Source organism: Robertmurraya kyonggiensis (assembly GCF_005116465.1).
Lineage (GTDB): Bacteria > Bacillota > Bacilli > Bacillales > Cytobacillaceae > Robertmurraya > Robertmurraya kyonggiensis.
Genome location: NZ_SWBM01000001.1, coordinates 78,829 through 94,096 on the forward strand (window position 1 = coordinate 78,829; position 15,268 = coordinate 94,096).

16 protein-coding genes are annotated in these 15,268 nt (G+C 37.3%); 6 read left to right on the forward strand and 10 right to left on the reverse strand.

All coding sequences use genetic code 11. From position 1 onward, the window contains the following. Positions 1-4: 4 nt before the first annotated feature. Positions 5-442, reverse strand: a complete 438-nt coding sequence (locus tag FA727_RS00450) for a DUF6376 family protein (protein WP_246041643.1) — start codon at positions 440-442, stop codon at positions 5-7. A gap of 160 nt (positions 443-602) precedes the next feature. Between FA727_RS00450 and FA727_RS00455 the strand changes: the two genes are divergently transcribed. Beyond that, the gene (locus FA727_RS00455; protein WP_136828792.1) at positions 603-1,634 is read left to right on the forward strand and encodes an FUSC family protein; all 1,032 of its coding nucleotides are present in this window, start codon (positions 603-605) and stop codon (positions 1,632-1,634) included. Positions 1,635-1,677: 43 nt separating this feature from the next. On the opposite strand, the gene FA727_RS00460 is transcribed toward FA727_RS00455, so the two are convergent. After that, positions 1,678-2,979 carry an NCS2 family permease gene (locus tag FA727_RS00460; protein WP_136828793.1) on the reverse strand — a complete coding sequence of 434 codons (1,302 nt, stop codon included), beginning with the start codon at positions 2,977-2,979 and terminating at the stop codon, positions 1,678-1,680. A gap of 171 nt (positions 2,980-3,150) precedes the next feature. On the opposite strand from FA727_RS00460, the gene FA727_RS00465 reads away from it, so the two are divergent. Next, complete coding sequence (locus tag FA727_RS00465) at positions 3,151-4,803, forward strand: M20/M25/M40 family metallo-hydrolase (RefSeq protein WP_136828794.1); 1,653 nt, start codon at positions 3,151-3,153, stop codon at positions 4,801-4,803. Positions 4,804-4,833: 30 nt separating this feature from the next. On the opposite strand, the gene FA727_RS00470 is transcribed toward FA727_RS00465, so the two are convergent. The 3 genes from FA727_RS00470 to FA727_RS00480 all read right to left on the reverse strand — a co-directional run bounded on the left by FA727_RS00470 (position 4,834) and on the right by FA727_RS00480 (position 8,387). Then, the gene (locus FA727_RS00470; protein WP_136828795.1) at positions 4,834-6,666 is read right to left on the reverse strand and encodes a beta/alpha barrel domain-containing protein; all 1,833 of its coding nucleotides are present in this window, start codon (positions 6,664-6,666) and stop codon (positions 4,834-4,836) included. 93 nt (positions 6,667-6,759) lie between these two features. Further along, complete coding sequence (locus FA727_RS00475) at positions 6,760-7,758, reverse strand: inorganic phosphate transporter (RefSeq protein WP_136828796.1); 999 nt, start codon at positions 7,756-7,758, stop codon at positions 6,760-6,762. 11 nt (positions 7,759-7,769) lie between these two features. Further along, positions 7,770-8,387, reverse strand: coding sequence for a DUF47 domain-containing protein (locus FA727_RS00480; protein WP_136828797.1), 618 nt, complete (start codon positions 8,385-8,387; stop codon positions 7,770-7,772). A 323-nt stretch (positions 8,388-8,710) separates the two neighbouring features. On the opposite strand from FA727_RS00480, the gene FA727_RS00485 reads away from it, so the two are divergent. Further along, positions 8,711-9,766 carry a cytochrome-c peroxidase gene (locus FA727_RS00485; protein WP_136828798.1) on the forward strand — a complete coding sequence of 352 codons (1,056 nt, stop codon included), beginning with the start codon at positions 8,711-8,713 and terminating at the stop codon, positions 9,764-9,766. A gap of 153 nt (positions 9,767-9,919) precedes the next feature. Here FA727_RS00485 and FA727_RS00490 read toward each other — a convergent pair whose 3' ends face one another. After that, positions 9,920-10,795: an RluA family pseudouridine synthase gene (locus FA727_RS00490; protein WP_136828799.1), complete on the reverse strand. Its 876-nt coding sequence runs from the start codon at positions 10,793-10,795 to the stop codon at positions 9,920-9,922. Positions 10,796-10,928: 133 nt separating this feature from the next. On the opposite strand from FA727_RS00490, the gene FA727_RS00495 reads away from it, so the two are divergent. Next, on the forward strand, positions 10,929-11,315 hold the full coding sequence (locus FA727_RS00495) for a DUF5365 family protein (protein ID WP_136828800.1): 387 nt from the start codon (positions 10,929-10,931) through the stop codon (positions 11,313-11,315). Between the two features lie 59 nt (positions 11,316-11,374). On the opposite strand, the gene FA727_RS00500 is transcribed toward FA727_RS00495, so the two are convergent. Beyond that, positions 11,375-11,848 carry a thioredoxin family protein gene (locus tag FA727_RS00500; RefSeq protein WP_136828801.1) on the reverse strand — a complete coding sequence of 158 codons (474 nt, stop codon included), beginning with the start codon at positions 11,846-11,848 and terminating at the stop codon, positions 11,375-11,377. Positions 11,849-11,851: 3 nt separating this feature from the next. Beyond that, complete coding sequence (locus FA727_RS00505) at positions 11,852-12,283, reverse strand: disulfide oxidoreductase (protein ID WP_136828802.1); 432 nt, start codon at positions 12,281-12,283, stop codon at positions 11,852-11,854. A 208-nt stretch (positions 12,284-12,491) separates the two neighbouring features. Here FA727_RS00505 and FA727_RS00510 point away from each other — a divergent pair, with 208 nt between their 5' ends. Next, positions 12,492-14,210 (forward strand): phospho-sugar mutase, encoded by a 1,719-nt coding sequence (locus FA727_RS00510; RefSeq protein WP_136828803.1) that lies wholly within the window; start codon positions 12,492-12,494, stop codon positions 14,208-14,210. A 47-nt stretch (positions 14,211-14,257) separates the two neighbouring features. Here FA727_RS00510 and FA727_RS00515 read toward each other — a convergent pair whose 3' ends face one another. Both FA727_RS00515 and FA727_RS00520 read right to left on the reverse strand, forming a co-directional pair. After that, on the reverse strand, positions 14,258-14,509 hold the full coding sequence (locus FA727_RS00515) for a YhdB family protein (protein WP_136828804.1): 252 nt from the start codon (positions 14,507-14,509) through the stop codon (positions 14,258-14,260). A 124-nt stretch (positions 14,510-14,633) separates the two neighbouring features. Further along, the gene (locus FA727_RS00520) at positions 14,634-15,050 is read right to left on the reverse strand and encodes a VOC family protein (protein ID WP_136828805.1); all 417 of its coding nucleotides are present in this window, start codon (positions 15,048-15,050) and stop codon (positions 14,634-14,636) included. A gap of 120 nt (positions 15,051-15,170) precedes the next feature. Here FA727_RS00520 and FA727_RS25065 point away from each other — a divergent pair, with 120 nt between their 5' ends. After that, complete coding sequence (locus FA727_RS25065) at positions 15,171-15,215, forward strand: erythromycin resistance leader peptide (RefSeq protein WP_121128006.1); 45 nt, start codon at positions 15,171-15,173, stop codon at positions 15,213-15,215. Positions 15,216-15,268: the final 53 nt, after the last annotated feature.

Consider the following 15,268-nt stretch of genomic DNA (forward strand, 5'->3'; position numbering starts at 1 on the left):
TCTTTTATTGTGTAAGATTCTCTATTCGGTTCATCAAGCTTGTAACATCACTAATTGTTGTGAAAATCTGCGAGTTTTCAAGCTTATCTAACGCGATATGACCATTTTCAAGAACTTTATTAATTTCTTCAAGGAGTAATTCATTTTTACTTACTAACTCCTGATGAATGTCTTCTGCGATTGTTGGGATGTCGCTCAAAGCAATAAATTCTTCAATTTCTGTTTTTAAGGTAGTAAGCTTGGCTTCAAGCTCTGTTACCAACTCAGGATTGCTTAGGGCATCTTCTACTAATTGTGGGGCTTCTTCAGCGAAAGTATTTAAACGTTCGATATGTTCGGTTGTTACCCCGACATAATCGAGCGTATCGTTAACCTCATTCAAAAATGAACAGCCGCTTAACAGCATAGTAGCCAAGACTAGCATGATGGTGAATTTCTTCATCTCATTCTCCCTTCTTGATTAACTTTATAATTATGCTTTCTATACTTACGTTCGAAAGCGCAAAAAGTTTCATGACAAAGATATCTCTTGAAAAGAATGCAGGTCCGGCGTAAAATGGGTTGAACAAACCAATGATTAAATTTTGAAGGGTTTGATATTCGTGACATTAGGACCTCGGGTTATAAAAACGGGAATTGCAGTTACGCTCGCATTATACATATGCTCTTTGTTTCATTTGGAATCAGCTGTATTCGCTGGTGTTGCCGCGATTTTTACCATTCAACCTTCGATTTATCGAACGTGGAAACAAATTTGGGACCAAGCTCAAACAAATACATTAGGTGCAATCATTGCGTTATTGGCACTTTATTTTCTAGGCAATGATCCCTTGGCAATTGGCCTCGTAATGATTATCGTTATTCTAGTTAGCTTGAAACTAAAAATGGCCGAAACGATTTCCCTTACATTGGTGACAGTGCTGGCGATTATGAGTGCACCGGGTAATGAAGATTTATTGTTTGCTTTGCATCGATTTGGCATTATCCTAATCGGAATGACATCTGCCTTATTGGTAAACGTATTGATCGCCCCACCCAATTACCGGAAAAACTACATCGACAAAGTTTATAAAGTGTTTCAAAATATGTCCATTTTAATGAGGACGGCGATTTCGAATGAAATGACGGAGAAATCATTTCATGATCAAATGAAGCAACTAGAAAAGGACCTCTTAAAACTAGAGGAGCAGTTTAAGCTCTTTGATGAAGAACGAGAGAAGATGGCGAAGGTCAATCAAATGGACTTACGAGAAATTGTTGTCTTTAAGATGATGTTCAAATCGCTTCAACAAGGGTTTCTTGTTTTAGAAAGTATAGATGATTTCTATTTTCAAAGTAAACCAAATGAAGATGAGAATGTATTTTTCGATCAACAATTAGAGCATTTAATCAAACTTCACGAGCTGATTTTATTAAAATACAACGGAAAAATAAAAATGGATGAAGAGCATCAGCTTGAAGAGGAGTTATTGAATCAAACAAGCGCATTCTTGGAAAAAAACATCAGTGATTTTAAAGAGGAAGAAGGAAGTAAAATTCCTCTCGTTGTTATTAGTTCAATAGTTTATCAATACGCATTCCAGTTGAATCGTCTAGACCGACTCGTTGAGCAATATGTGAAAAGGACAAAATAAAAGACCTATGAGGGGATTGAACGCCTTCATAGGTCTCTTTTTATTAATGCGGCAAGAATGCCAATTGATAGAAGAACAATACTGCAAATACGTAAATGATTGGGTGAACTTCACGCCATTTACCTTTGGCGATTTTGATAAGTGGGTAAGAAATGAACCCTAGTGCAATTCCAGTAGCGATACTTGAAGTTAACGGCATTGCTAAAATCGTTAAGAAAGCCGGGAATGCTTCATCTAATTCATTCCACTTAATTTTAGCAACAGAACCCATCATTAAGCTTCCTACGATGATTAAGGCTGGTGCTGTGATTGCTGATAAGCCAGAAACTGCACTTACTAACGGACCAAAGAAAGCAGCTAGGATAAAGAGAATTCCAACTGTTACTGAAGTTAGTCCAGTACGTCCACCTGCCGCAACTCCTGATGATGATTCAATGAAAGCAGTAGTTGGACTAGTTCCAAACACGGCTCCAACAGTTGTACCGATTGAATCGGAAAGCAATGCTGTTTTAGCACGAGGCAATGAATTACCTTTCATTAAACCAGCTTGTTGGGCAACTCCAACCATTGTTCCAGTCGTATCAAAGATTGTAACAAGTAAAAATGAGAAAACAACTGCATATAGGCTATGTTCGAAAACTTGGCCAATCGCGTCAATCGGATTAAGAACAATTAGTCCTTCAGGTAATTTCGGTAATGAAACAAAACCTTGATCAAAGGATAGGTTGCCAGTAAAGTAAGCAACAATACCTGTAACAATCATCCCAATGAATAACGCCCCGTGTACTCGTAAACTCATTAAAATCAATGTGACCGCAAGACCGATAATCGTTAAATAAGCTGAGGGCTGGTGCAGATCTCCTAGTGCTACTAAGTTTGAAGGATGCGCTGTAATAAGTCCAGTTAAGCGCAAACCAATAAAGGCAATAAATAAACCAATACCTGCGCTAATTCCGTGCTTTAGATTTTCCGGAATAGCTTCAATTAACATATTTCTAAAAGGTGTTAAAGAAAGAATGACAAAAATAATACCTGCAATAAACACAGCTGCAAAAGCTGTAACATAGTCGATATTTCCGTGACTACCAACAACAGAATAAGCGAAATATGCATTTAATCCCATACCAGGCGCAATCGCAATGGGATAATTAGCGAATAGACCCATCCATAAAGTACCGACAACTGCTGCAATAATCGTTGCAGTGAATACTTGATCAAATGGAACTCCGGCATCCGCTAAAATAATCGGGTTCACGACTACGATATATACCATTGTTAGGAATGTTGTGATCCCGGCTAAAATTTCCGTTCTCGCATTCGTTTGATGTTCTTTTAACTTAAACATGATTAACCTCCAAAACACGAACGTTTTAAAAACACATTCTCTATAATATTCGTTTTGTGGGTGGATTTCAAGCACTAAATCGAATATCATAAAATTATCTAATGTTCTTATTATTTGCAGTGTTTGTAATATTATTTATTGAAATTCAGTGACTCCGAGGGGGATGTACCATTGTTTAAACGTATTCAAGGATTACAAATAGAACAGCAAATCGAACTTTTAACAAGAGAATTAATTGAGATACAAAGCTATTCAGGTACGAATGGAGAAATACATAAGGCAGAATGGCTCTTTAATTTCCTTCAATCCTTTTCCTATTATCAGGTACATCCAGATCATTTAATCATTCGGGAGATCGAAAATGATTCATATGAGCGGAAAAATGTCTTTGCTTTATTAAAGTCGCCTAAGAATACAACAAAAACCGTTATTTATTTCGCTCATTTCGATACAGTTGGGACGGAAGATTTCGGTTCCATACAAGCAATTGCCCATAATCCAGATGCTCTTGAAAAGTATTTTTCTACGTATAAGAGTGATGAGGATGTGATGGCAGATGCTCAATCAGGGGAATGGCTTTTTGGTAGGGGTTCACTTGATATGCAGAGTGGAGTTGCTGTCCATGTAGCAAATCTTCTTTATTTTTCCGAGCATTTGGATGAACTCGACGGAAATATTTTAGTTATGTTCAATCCGGATGAAGAACGTCAGCACACAGGGATTAGAGGAGCATTATCCGAATTAATTCGTCTAAAGGAAAAATATGCTTTAGAGTACGTGGCAGCGCTCAATAATGATCTAATCTCGCCACTTTATCCTGAGGATAGCAATAAATATATTTACACAGGTACCGCTGGGAAGCTTTTGCCGTGCTTTGCTGTTTTCGGGAGAGAGGCACATGTGGGGGAAAGTCTATCAGGTATAGATCCTACAACTATTGCATCTGAGATCAATCTTAGAATCAATCAAAATCTCGACCTAGTTGAGAAAATCGAAGGGGAGCTTGTTCTTCCACCCAGCTGTCTATATTTTCGAGATGATAAAAAGCAGTATAATGTACAGACGGCGTTAAGCGCGCGTTTATATTTTAATTACTTCTATTATGAAAAGACACCTCATGCCGTGCTAGACGGGTTAGCTAAAATTGCCGAAGAGGCTTGTCACGAGTTTGAAGCTAGACTCAAAACGAGCTACTCCGAATTCGTCAAACTTAATCAATTGCCAAAAAGAGATCTTAGTTGGACAGTAGAGGTAACGACTTTAGAAAACTATATCGGTTATTTACAGGGGCTAAGGATAAATGAAATCGATAGAATAATAGAGGGCTTTCAGAATACAGATTTAGATGAGAGAGAGGCAGCCTATGAAATTGTAGATGCATTGCAAAAATTAGATCCTGAGAAAAAGCCGAGAGTAATCATCTTCTATGCACCGCCGTTCTTACCGTCTAATTATCTGAATTTAAATAATGAGAGGGGGAGCTCTCTTTCTGAGAAAATCCAGGCTGTTCTTGAGAAAGAAGCTACTGAAACAGGAGAAATTTTTAAACTACGAAAATATTTTCCTTATTTATCAGATGGTAGCTTCCTGTCTTTCGAAGATTCAGAAGAGGAGATTCGCTCACTAAAGAGAAATTTTCCTGCGTTGGATACGCTATTCCCAATCCCATTAGAAAAAATGAAGGAGTTAAATATTCCTTCAATCAATGTAGGTGTATATGGCAAGGATGCACACAAATGGACAGAACGAGTCTACAAGCCTTATAGCTTTGGATACCTTCCAAGATTAATACGAGAAATCACGAGGGCTTTATTACAGGACTAATAGAAGAACCGCATTTAAGCGGTTCTTTCGTTATATTTTTCTAGTTTCAAAGAAAAAGTCCTTAGAAAGCACGAGTCCGACAATATATAAAACAAATGCAATATAAGCTGGAAGTAGGTGAATAAACGTTGTGTACCCAATAAAGAAATGGGTTAAAAGGCCAGCAGAGAACGCCGGAATGCCTCCGATTAAAAAGGTGTACCAAACCCATCGTTGCCCTTGGTGAAATCCCCATAGCGATAGGGTGAGGACTAGCAATCCAACACTTATTAGGGCACCGCCAAATCCAGCTCGATCATGAGCGATAACGGGGATTAATTTTTCCGTCATCGTATTTAATTGCTCAGGTGTCATGCATATATACAAAATATCTGTTGAAACAAAAACGTTTGTTACCCCGATCGTTGAAATAACAATTCCACCAAGTATAAAAGCAAAGCCTAGGATCACAAAAGCAAGCTGTCCCCAAGCTCCTTTTTTCCATGCTAGATGATTCGTACGATTGCTGGAAGTTGAAACCTCATGTGCATTCTTTGTTTTTTTCCAGCCAATATAAAATACGGGTAGGAGAATTGCCCAAAACAACCCATGTAACCAATCGAAATAACCATAGCCAATAAAAAATAGTATCCCGAAGAAACCAATGATGGCAGCAATATTTATCGCTTTTCTAGCCCAATGAATTCCATATCTGACTCCATTACGAGCTAGCTGCATATACAATATGCCTCCAGATATCATGGTTCCTGCCAGCGTCATCCGATCATGTGCCATGAAATTGATGATTTTTGGATTGAGAGCCATGAGCTGTTCTCTAGTTAATTGTAAAAAGGCTTCGTCATAGGAAAGAATGACGGAGGTCATACTAAAGCCTAAGGCTAATAAGCCACCTACGAAAATAAACAATCCAAACAACCAGTACCATTGCCAGCCACTATGTACAACTTGTGCACGTTCCTGATCCAAAATAGCCTCATTAATTCGTTTTGGAAGCCCAGGTCCCGTTATGACATAGCCACTTGAAAGCATTAGAAGGTCGGCTCCATGTTTAAGAAAAAGTAAAGCGTCCTTTGGCTCTGAAATAGCACCAGAGACAATCGTTGGGATATTGGATAGCTCCTCTAGTGCTAGGATTATATCGGAAGATTGGTCTTTAGATGAATACCGTTTTTCACCTTGCTTCAAGAAGCTTTCCTCAATGACAATGCCATCAATTAAACGCTCATGAAATATTTGCTCTATGTATGCTTTTCTTACTTTTATCTTAGTAGCGGGTAATGATAAAAGGATTTTCGTATTTCCCTGAAATACCTTAAGCTCCTCAAGTTGTTCCTTATTTAATTCATCCTCGATAATGAGCCCGTCGCTATAAGGAATTAAAGCTTCTATTAATAAAAAGAGCTCTTTTAAACTTTCAGTCTTTCCAATCCGAATGAAGAGGGGGATATCATAAGGTTGGATTAGTTGTAGCTTTTCAATTGTTTTTTCAAGTCCGATTGATTCAAAGGACTCTGGGAAAAAGATCTGTTCGTTCAGGAAGAAAGCATGAACTTCTAATTGTGGTTCAATGGTAACAGGACCCATTTCAATAAATCCGAATCCTAAATGAGAAAAGGCACGAGTACCCGTTAATTGTGGGTCAACCTTGCCACTTAATCCAATAGGACTTACAACGGGAATACCAAGAAAATCCCGTTTTAAATGAGTTGAAGGAGCCATATGGCCCAGAAATTCGATGAACCGAGAGCCTCCAGGAATGGATGCGATGAAACTCATTCCATGATGAATAAACTCCCTTCCGATAGAACCTGGTAACCTCGACACAAGTGGTTTAAAGAGTGGATGATACGACCAATCAGGCATAGGTATCACCTCCTAGAAAATGTCTTCTATTTAATCATACACGAAATGAGCATAAAAAAATGGCTGAGTTTTATAAACTCAACCATTTTATATTTAGAAAAATAAATTCAAAATCATATAGCAGATACCAGCTAAAATGGCTGAAATAGGCAAGGTAATCACCCATGTGATAAGCATTCTTTGTGCAGTTCCCCATTTAACCCCTTTGACACGGTGAGCTGAACCAACACCGAGAATAGAGGAGGAGATAACATGAGTCGTACTTACCGGTAAATGAATATAAGTTGCTCCGAAAATAATCATAGCTCCAGTTAGATCCGCAGCAACCCCATTTACAGGACGGATTTTCATGATTTTACCGCCAACCGTTTTAATGATTTTCCAACCACCTACAGAAGTTCCAAGACCCATGGCGATCGCACAGGATAATTGTACCCAAAATGGAATGTCATCTGTCGTAACATAATTATTGGCGATTAGCGCCATTGTGATGATCCCCATTGCTTTTTGAGCGTCATTTGTTCCATGAGTGTACGATTGTAAAGCAGCTGTACCGATTTGTATTAAACGGAAGTTACGATTTGTTTTAGAAAGATTATTGTTCTTAAAAACTACCTTGAAAATGCTGTATACAATAAAACCTACAACAAAGGCGATAATTGGTGAAAAAATAAGTGCTTCTAAAATTTTTAAGAAACCTTTAAAGTTCAATGCTTGAAAACCCGCTGCAGCAATCGCAGCACCAGCGATAGAACCGATAATCGCATGGGATGAGCTAGATGGAATTCCGTAATACCAAGTAATTAAATTCCATGCAATCGCAGCAATTAGGGCTGCTAATATAACAACCGAACCGTTTTCTAAGGTAAAAGGGTCGACAATATCTTTTGTGATTGTTTTAGCAACGCCTGTAAAAGAAATCGCTCCAATAAAATTCATTGTAGCGGCAAGTATGATAGCTTGTCTTGGGCGTAATGCTTTGGTCGACACAGCGGTAGCGATGGAATTTGCAGTATCATGAAATCCATTAATAAAGTCAAATGCTAATGCCCCAATGACGATTAATACTGTAAGTATAAGAATAACATCCATGACAAGACTCCTTAGGCATTTTTCATAATAATGGTTTCAAGTGTATTTGCTACACCCTGACAATGATCAGCAATTTCTTCCAATGTTTCATAGATTTCTTTATATTGAATAATGCGAATTGGATCTTTTTCTACTGAAAATAAATGTTTAATTGACTGGCGTAAGATGCCATCACATTTGGATTCGTAATCTTTAATCTTTATTGCATGTTCACGAACTTGTAGGAGTTTTTTATTGGTAACTAGATCAATGGAAACTTCAATTTCTTCTGCACATGCACGTAAAGCTTGAACAAACTTCACCATGAATTCGTCAGCTTGAGTAATGCAGTACATTTCAAACATAGCTGCACAAGCCTCGAAGCCATCTAATACATCATCCATACTCATCGCTAATTGAAGAATATCTTCACGTTCGATAGGAGTAATAAATACTTTGTTCAACTCTTGAATCGTTTCATGTACGTATGTATCGCCTTTTGTTTCGTATTCCTTTAGTGTTTCAAAAAAGACTTTTAAATCATTGACGTTTTGAAGCTTATAATCAGCGAAATAATGCGCGCTCTCCCTTAAATTTATGGAAATGTCTTTTAACAAAACCATTAACTTGTCCTGTTTTTTGAAAACCATGATTTGACCTCCAATTATTCTTAAGCTTAATAATATAATTCCAAGCTAAATAATTTTATATGAAAAATAGTGAAAAATAAATAAAAATCACTCAAAAAAATAGTTATTTTGTCTTTTATTGATGAAAATTGTTTATTTCTAGTAATTATTGTTAGTAACTGTAAAAAACATGCGTATGTTACTTTGTGATACAATTCACATTTTATTCAAAACTTACTCGAAAATAAGAATTAATCTAATTATATAATAACTGTAATTGGATGATATAAATGGAAAGTCGCGACAGTTTATTTCAGCCAATAAAATTCATTGGGGGTATTACCATGAAAAGTATGAAGTTATTACTGACTCTTCTTTTCTCAGCCATGTTCTTGGCCGCATGTAATACGAAAGAAGATGCTGCTGCACCTGAGAAAGAACCAACCGCAACTGAAGAACCAGAAGTGGATGCTGAATTAGAAGCAGCTAAGGCTAAATTTGAGCCGCTTGGAGTAGTAGCTGTCCCTGCAGACAACGAATTAACAGATGAGAAAGTGGATCTAGGGCAAATGCTCTATTTTGATGAAAGACTTTCAGGTAATAATAAATTGAGCTGTGCATCATGTCATGCTCCAGCAGCAGGTTATGCTGATGGCCTACAGAAATTTATTGGTTTTGAAGGATTCAATGGACCGAGAAATAGTCCATCCATTATCAACTCTGCTTACTATAAGGAAAATTTCTGGGATGGACGTGCTGGCAGCTTAGAAGAGCAAGCGGTTGGTCCAATTCAGGCTGAAGGTGAAATGAACCAAAATTTAGGTGATTTGGTTACAGAATTAAGTGCAATACCAGGATATGTAGAAGAATTTAATAAAGTATTTAATGATAAAGTCACAGCTGATAATATTGCAAAAGCGATTGCGTCATTTGAGAGAACAATTGTGGTAACGGATACAGCTTTTGATAAATATTTGGCAGGAGATGAAAATGCCATATCTGCCGATGCCAAAGAAGGGATGAAGCTGTTCGTTGGTAAGGCAAGCTGTATTTCATGTCATGCTGGTCCGCTTTTATCCGATCATAATTATCACAACTTAGGTATGGATGGAGACGACGGTAGATTCGCCGTGACAAACAACGAAAATGATAAAGGAAAGTTTAGAACCCCAGGCCTTCGTGGGGTAGCTCATACAGGTCCATATATGCATGATGGCAGCCTAGCAACATTAGAGGATGTCGTCAATTATTATAATGTAGGTGGAGGGGTTCACCCGAACAAGAGCGAACTTTTACAACCCCTTAGCCTAACAGATGAAGAAGTAAAACATCTTGTGGCGTTTTTAGAGAGTCTAGGTGGAGAAGTACCTGAAGTAGAAGAACCGGAACTTCCACTATAAAAAATATGATAGCCTTGGGGATTTTTTCCCAAGGGTATTTTTTAGTTTAGGACGAATTTTGCAAGGGAAAAGAGATTACATACAAAAAATTTCGGCTCACATGCCGTTTATATAAATGGAGCGCCCATCTAGGTAATGGGCGCTCTTTTGCATTTACCACTCTATTGGACAAACCACGTCAATTTTTTCAAATGTTAGTGGATGCGTTAATTGGAGTCGTTCTGCATGAAGGGCTAAGCGATTGCTACTCGGTTCTTCATTATATAATTTGTCACCAATCAGTGGATGACCAATATGGCTAAAATGGACACGAATTTGATGTGTTCTTCCAGTCTCAAGCTGACATTTTACTTTTGAAGAATGTAGGCTTGCTTCGATGACTTCATAGTGTGTAATCGCTTGTTGGCCGTTTGGGGACACTCTTCTTTTTGTGGGATGATGTCGGTCTCTCCCGATTGGTTCCTTAATCGTTCCCTTTTTGCCTCTGATTTTACCTTGAACAAGTGCAACGTAAGTCCTTTTAATTTTTCGTTCCTCGAGCATTTTATCTAAAATGGAGCCTGCAAGTGCATGCTTTGCAAACAGAATAGCTCCTGAAGTGTCCCGATCTAACCGATGGATATGCTTTACTTGTCTCGACTCTCCATTTGCTTGCAGATGGAAGGCAACACCATTTGCCAAAGTTTCAGTATCCTCTGGGCTATTTGGATGAGTATTGACTCCAGCGGGCTTATTAACGATAAGTAAGTGATCGTCTTCAAAAAGGATTTCCAAATCCATATAAGTGGGTGTCACACCAAATTCAACATCGGAAAAAAGTTTTATCCGTAAACGGTCTCCTGCTTTTAGTGCTTCATGCCAGTTCGCAGGGGAACCATTTACTGTGACTTCTTTATTTGTTCTGAATTGATGAGTGAGCTTCTTAGGGGCATTCCAAACATTCCAAAATAAATGCTCAGTTGAAATGCCATTCCAGTCGGATGGTACCACTATTTCGAACCATTCTCCCTTTTTCGATGTAATTTGCATGTTTTTCTCCTTTCGATGGTACGGAATAATGTTAAAGCTTTGGCGATAATTACCACGCTTTTGACCTAAGTACATATGTTATTCTTATCATATATGACAAAGGTATTATAAGGCTATTAAAGGTGGGTTAAAAGTGAAGGTTGTTTTTGCGTCTACACCAGACCAAGAAGAAATGATAAAGGGACTTATTAAAACGTTTTATCAGGACATTTTTCCTCTTTATTATTCAGATCAGGACATTAGAGAATTTGAAGAGCTCAACGTATTACAACAATGTGCGCAGTTTGGAACCTTAAAGGAAGCATATCAAGTCATCGCTAGTCTGCAGACTTTGATTTCAATTCTAGAATCAAATGAACTACTACCAAAGTACAAATCCATTTTTCAAACGAATACAGATATTCTAAAGGATTATGGTATGTTTTTCCCATTTGATTATGAACAATTTTTAGAAGCAAAGCAAATGAATAATGCCAATTTTAGTGTTTACACAAAGGCAGCGAATGAGTTGTTGATATAAGTAAAAAAAGCTGAGACCAAAAAGGTGATGTATAAACCGACCTTTTGATCCAGCTTTTTTTATTTGCTATTTTGGTTAAACCAATCTTCGAATACTGCTTCTTCTTGAGAACCTACGATACGCTCTGTTTCTTTTCCTTCTTTAAATTGGACAATTGTTGGAGTTGAAGTAATTCCGTAATCATCCCAACCATCTTCAAATTCAAGTAAATTATATTGAACAAGGTCAACGCCCATTTCCTCAGCTAGTGGAGCAACGACTGGTGTTGTACGTTGACAATGAGGGCAATCCGGGCTATAGAAATAAACAGTTACATCTTCTTTATTAGCAAGCTTTTCTTCTAAATCCTCAGGCAAAATCACATTTTGATAATTAGGATCATCTAATTGATCAACAGTTAAAGCATTCAATGTATCTTTTCCATATTTATTATTCTCAGATGAGACCTTTTCTTCGTTCTGCATTTTTGTTAAAATCGAAACCCCTGCAAATAATACAATAATGATGACTAAGAAAATAAGTACTTTTTTCAATGATTAAACCTCCTTCGATTTCTTCCAAATCATGAAGCTACAAACAAAAATGATGATAAAAGCAATAAGGGCAAGGAAAGGAATCGTCACAAAACCGAACCAATTTATGTATTGTCCAGTACATGGGACACGACCACAGGCAGGGGCTGCATCAGCTAGAAAAGCAAGCTTTTGAAGTCCGTAGTGATATAAGGAAGTTCCAGCTCCGATAAGCGATAAAATCATCGTGTATAAGGATATTCGAAAATCCTTTTTAATCGTGGCAATCCCTAAAATCACAACCATCGGGTACATTAATATTCTTTGGTACCAACATAGTTCACAAGGCTCGTACTGTCTAATTTCAGAAAAATACAAACTTCCAAACATAGCAAGAACGGAAGCTGCCCAAGCGATAAAAATTAGCGATTCACGAACATCTTTTTTTTCGTTCATATATACTCCTTCTAAAAATTAGTCTCCATTATTTTATGATGTAAGCATAGGTTTTTCAAATAATACGTATAATGTTACGAAAAATTTTAAATTTTCCTTTACAACAATGTAATTTTTAACAAGCTTGTAATAGAAGTTTGAGTAGATTTTGTAGTACGATATAACCATGGCAAATTTTAGAATTCATATTAAACAGGAGTGGTCATAAATGAATTGGAAAGAGCAATCTTCTAGATGGCTTCAATATAAAGAATTAGATGCTGAACTAAAGGAACAACTCCTTTTGTTAGATGAAAAAGGTTTAGAAGAGTCATTTTATAAAAATTTAGAGTTTGGTACAGGCGGAATGCGCGGTGAAATTGGTGCAGGTACGAACCGAATGAACCTATATACAGTTCGCAAAGCTTCTGCTGGGCTAGCTGCTTTTATTGAAGAGAAGGGCAGTGAAGCGAAGAAGCAAGGTGTAGTTATTGCCTATGATTCTAGACATAAATCGCCAGAATTCGCGATGGAGGCAGCAAAAACACTTGCTTCAAAAGGAATTCATACATATGTGTTTGATGAATTAAGACCGACACCTGAGCTATCCTTTGCAGTTCGATTCTTAAAAGCCTATTCAGGAATCGTTATTACAGCTAGTCATAATCCGCCAGAATATAATGGATACAAAGTGTATGGACCAGATGGGGCACAGTTAGCAAATGAAGATGCAGATGCGCTAGTTGATCAGGTTAATGCTATTGCTGATGAACTGCAAATTGAAGTGAAAAATGAAGAAGAACTAAAAGCTGCAGGGCTAATTACGATAATCGGTGAAGAGATTGATCGTGCATATCAGGACAAGCTCGTGACGATCTCAGAAAACTCATTAGGTCAACAGTCTGACATAAAAGTCGTCTTTACTCCATTACATGGGACAGGAAACAAACCATTAAGAAATGGACTAAACGCTCTTGGTTATGAGCAAGTACATATTGTTAAAGAACAAGAATTGCCAGATTCACAATTCTCGACTGTGAAAAGTCCAAATCCTGAAGAGCATGCTGCATTTGAGCTTGCGATTCAAAAAGGAAAAGAAGTTGGGGCAGACCTACTTATTGCAACCGATCCAGATGCGGATAGATTGGGAATTGCGGTAAAAAATAGTGATGGCGAATATCAGGTTTTAACAGGCAATCAAACAGGTGCACTCCTTCTGCATTATATCCTTTCAGAGAAAAGTAAAAAGGGTACATTGCCTAGCAATGGTGTAATGTTAAAAACAATTGTGACTTCCGAATTAGGAAAAGAAGTTGCCTCATCCTTTAATGTAGAAACGATTGATGTATTAACAGGTTTCAAATATATTGCAGAAAAAATTAGACAGTATAAGGTTAGTGGTGAGCATCAATTCCTATTTGGATACGAAGAAAGCTATGGCTATCTAATTGGGGACTTTGCACGCGATAAAGATGCGATTCAGGCTGCTCTTTTAGCAACGGAAGCTTGTGCTTTTTATAAAGAGAAGGGCATGTCCTTATACGATGCATTGTTATCTGTATTTGAACAGTATGGATACTTCTTGGAGGGCCTACGCTCCCTTACATTGAAGGGAAAAGAAGGAGCAGAAAAAATCCAACATACCTTAACATCCTTTAGAGAAAGTCCATTACAAGAGATTGCGGGACTGAAGGTAGTGAAACAAGAGGATTATTTAAAAGGAATCAGTACGACGGCAGAAGGAGATACAACAATCGAACTTCCAAAGTCTAATGTATTGAAGTATTTCCTTGAGGATGATTCTTGGGTTTGCTTACGTCCTTCTGGAACAGAGCCAAAGATTAAATTCTATTTCGGCGTAAAAGGTGCTTCACTAGAAGACAGCAAGTCGAAGTTGAACAAAATTGAAGAGAGCTTTATGGGAATTGTTGAAGGTATGATGAACTAAAATAAAGACACGGCTTTGCGCCGTGTCTTTATTGATTGGTGGAATTCTTAATGCATTATTTCAACATCTAATGAATGTTGACTGACTAGGTGATTGTTGGCATGGTCGATGTATCTAAGTAAAGAATATAAATGTTTTTCAATCTCCATATAATCCTTCTCGAAATTATACGCGTGCAGGAAATGCTCGATTTTCTTAGATAAAAAATGGTCCTTTGTTCTGACCATAAGAATTAATAAGTTGTCCCATTCAGACCGGTGGGTATAATATAAAGCGCGATCATAATCCACTATCTCCATTATCACATCTCCTCTTTTTAAGGAGTTGATAATAGTGTGTGAAGATAGGGATGAATTTCACTCAGCAAATGTTGGTGACCTTGGTATAAAGGCATTTTCATCATTTACCTGTATAAAATCAATACTAAGTAAGCAAATATTTTTCTTTGAAGACGGGACTAAGTTCACTCCATACATCAAATTGATTACGGTCTAGATCAGAGAATACAAAGTTTCTTCCAGCGTGACCTCTATTTTCGATTTCACCAGTTAGTATCCCTTTTTCTTTAAATTCTTTATGTATCAACTTTAAGGCGTCTAGTCCATTTACTTCAAAGGTTATTGAAAAACGTTCATGGTTATTCGCATCAATAAAGTTTGCTTTTTGCCCTTCTTGGGCTTTGACGAGAAAAAAGCTCTGGTTCGCATAGTCCAGGATGGCTTTTTCTCCATCACGGTAATTCAACTTGGCACCTAATTTTTCTACATACCATTGTGAAGATACTTCAATATTTTGAACAGGTAAATAGATCGTTCCAACTCTTAATAATGTTTCTCTCATAGAATATCCTCCGTTTCCAATATATTAAAATTATACTATAGAATACTTAAATTTGGCTTTGACTTTTTTGAAAATGCACCCTATAATAAACATGAATTTATTAAGGAGGATTATTAAAAAATGACACACTCAATGAGACTTCGTTTCCCAGCTTTGAATCAGTAATTGAATACTGTCAAAGGCTCTGTTTGTGTTTGCAGAGTAAACGGGATAAGTCT

Excerpts from the sequence above, each read along its gene's own strand:
- FA727_RS00450 (WP_246041643.1), bottom strand. The coding sequence starts at position 442 with ATGAAGAAATTCACCATCATGCTAGTCTTGGCTACTATGCTGTTAAGC.
- FA727_RS00460 (WP_136828793.1), bottom strand. The coding sequence starts at position 2,979 with ATGTTTAAGTTAAAAGAACATCAAACGAATGCGAGAACGGAAATTTTA.
- FA727_RS00470 (WP_136828795.1), bottom strand. The coding sequence starts at position 6,666 with ATGCCTGATTGGTCGTATCATCCACTCTTTAAACCACTTGTGTCGAGG.
- FA727_RS00475 (WP_136828796.1), bottom strand. The coding sequence starts at position 7,758 with ATGGATGTTATTCTTATACTTACAGTATTAATCGTCATTGGGGCATTA.
- FA727_RS00480 (WP_136828797.1), bottom strand. The coding sequence starts at position 8,387 with ATGGTTTTCAAAAAACAGGACAAGTTAATGGTTTTGTTAAAAGACATT.
- FA727_RS00485 (WP_136828798.1), top strand. The coding sequence starts at position 8,711 with ATGAAAAGTATGAAGTTATTACTGACTCTTCTTTTCTCAGCCATGTTC.
- FA727_RS00490 (WP_136828799.1), bottom strand. The coding sequence starts at position 10,795 with ATGCAAATTACATCGAAAAAGGGAGAATGGTTCGAAATAGTGGTACCA.
- FA727_RS00505 (WP_136828802.1), bottom strand. The coding sequence starts at position 12,283 with ATGAACGAAAAAAAAGATGTTCGTGAATCGCTAATTTTTATCGCTTGG.
- FA727_RS00510 (WP_136828803.1), top strand. The coding sequence starts at position 12,492 with ATGAATTGGAAAGAGCAATCTTCTAGATGGCTTCAATATAAAGAATTA.
- FA727_RS00515 (WP_136828804.1), bottom strand. The coding sequence starts at position 14,509 with ATGGAGATAGTGGATTATGATCGCGCTTTATATTATACCCACCGGTCT.
- FA727_RS00520 (WP_136828805.1), bottom strand. The coding sequence starts at position 15,050 with ATGAGAGAAACATTATTAAGAGTTGGAACGATCTATTTACCTGTTCAA.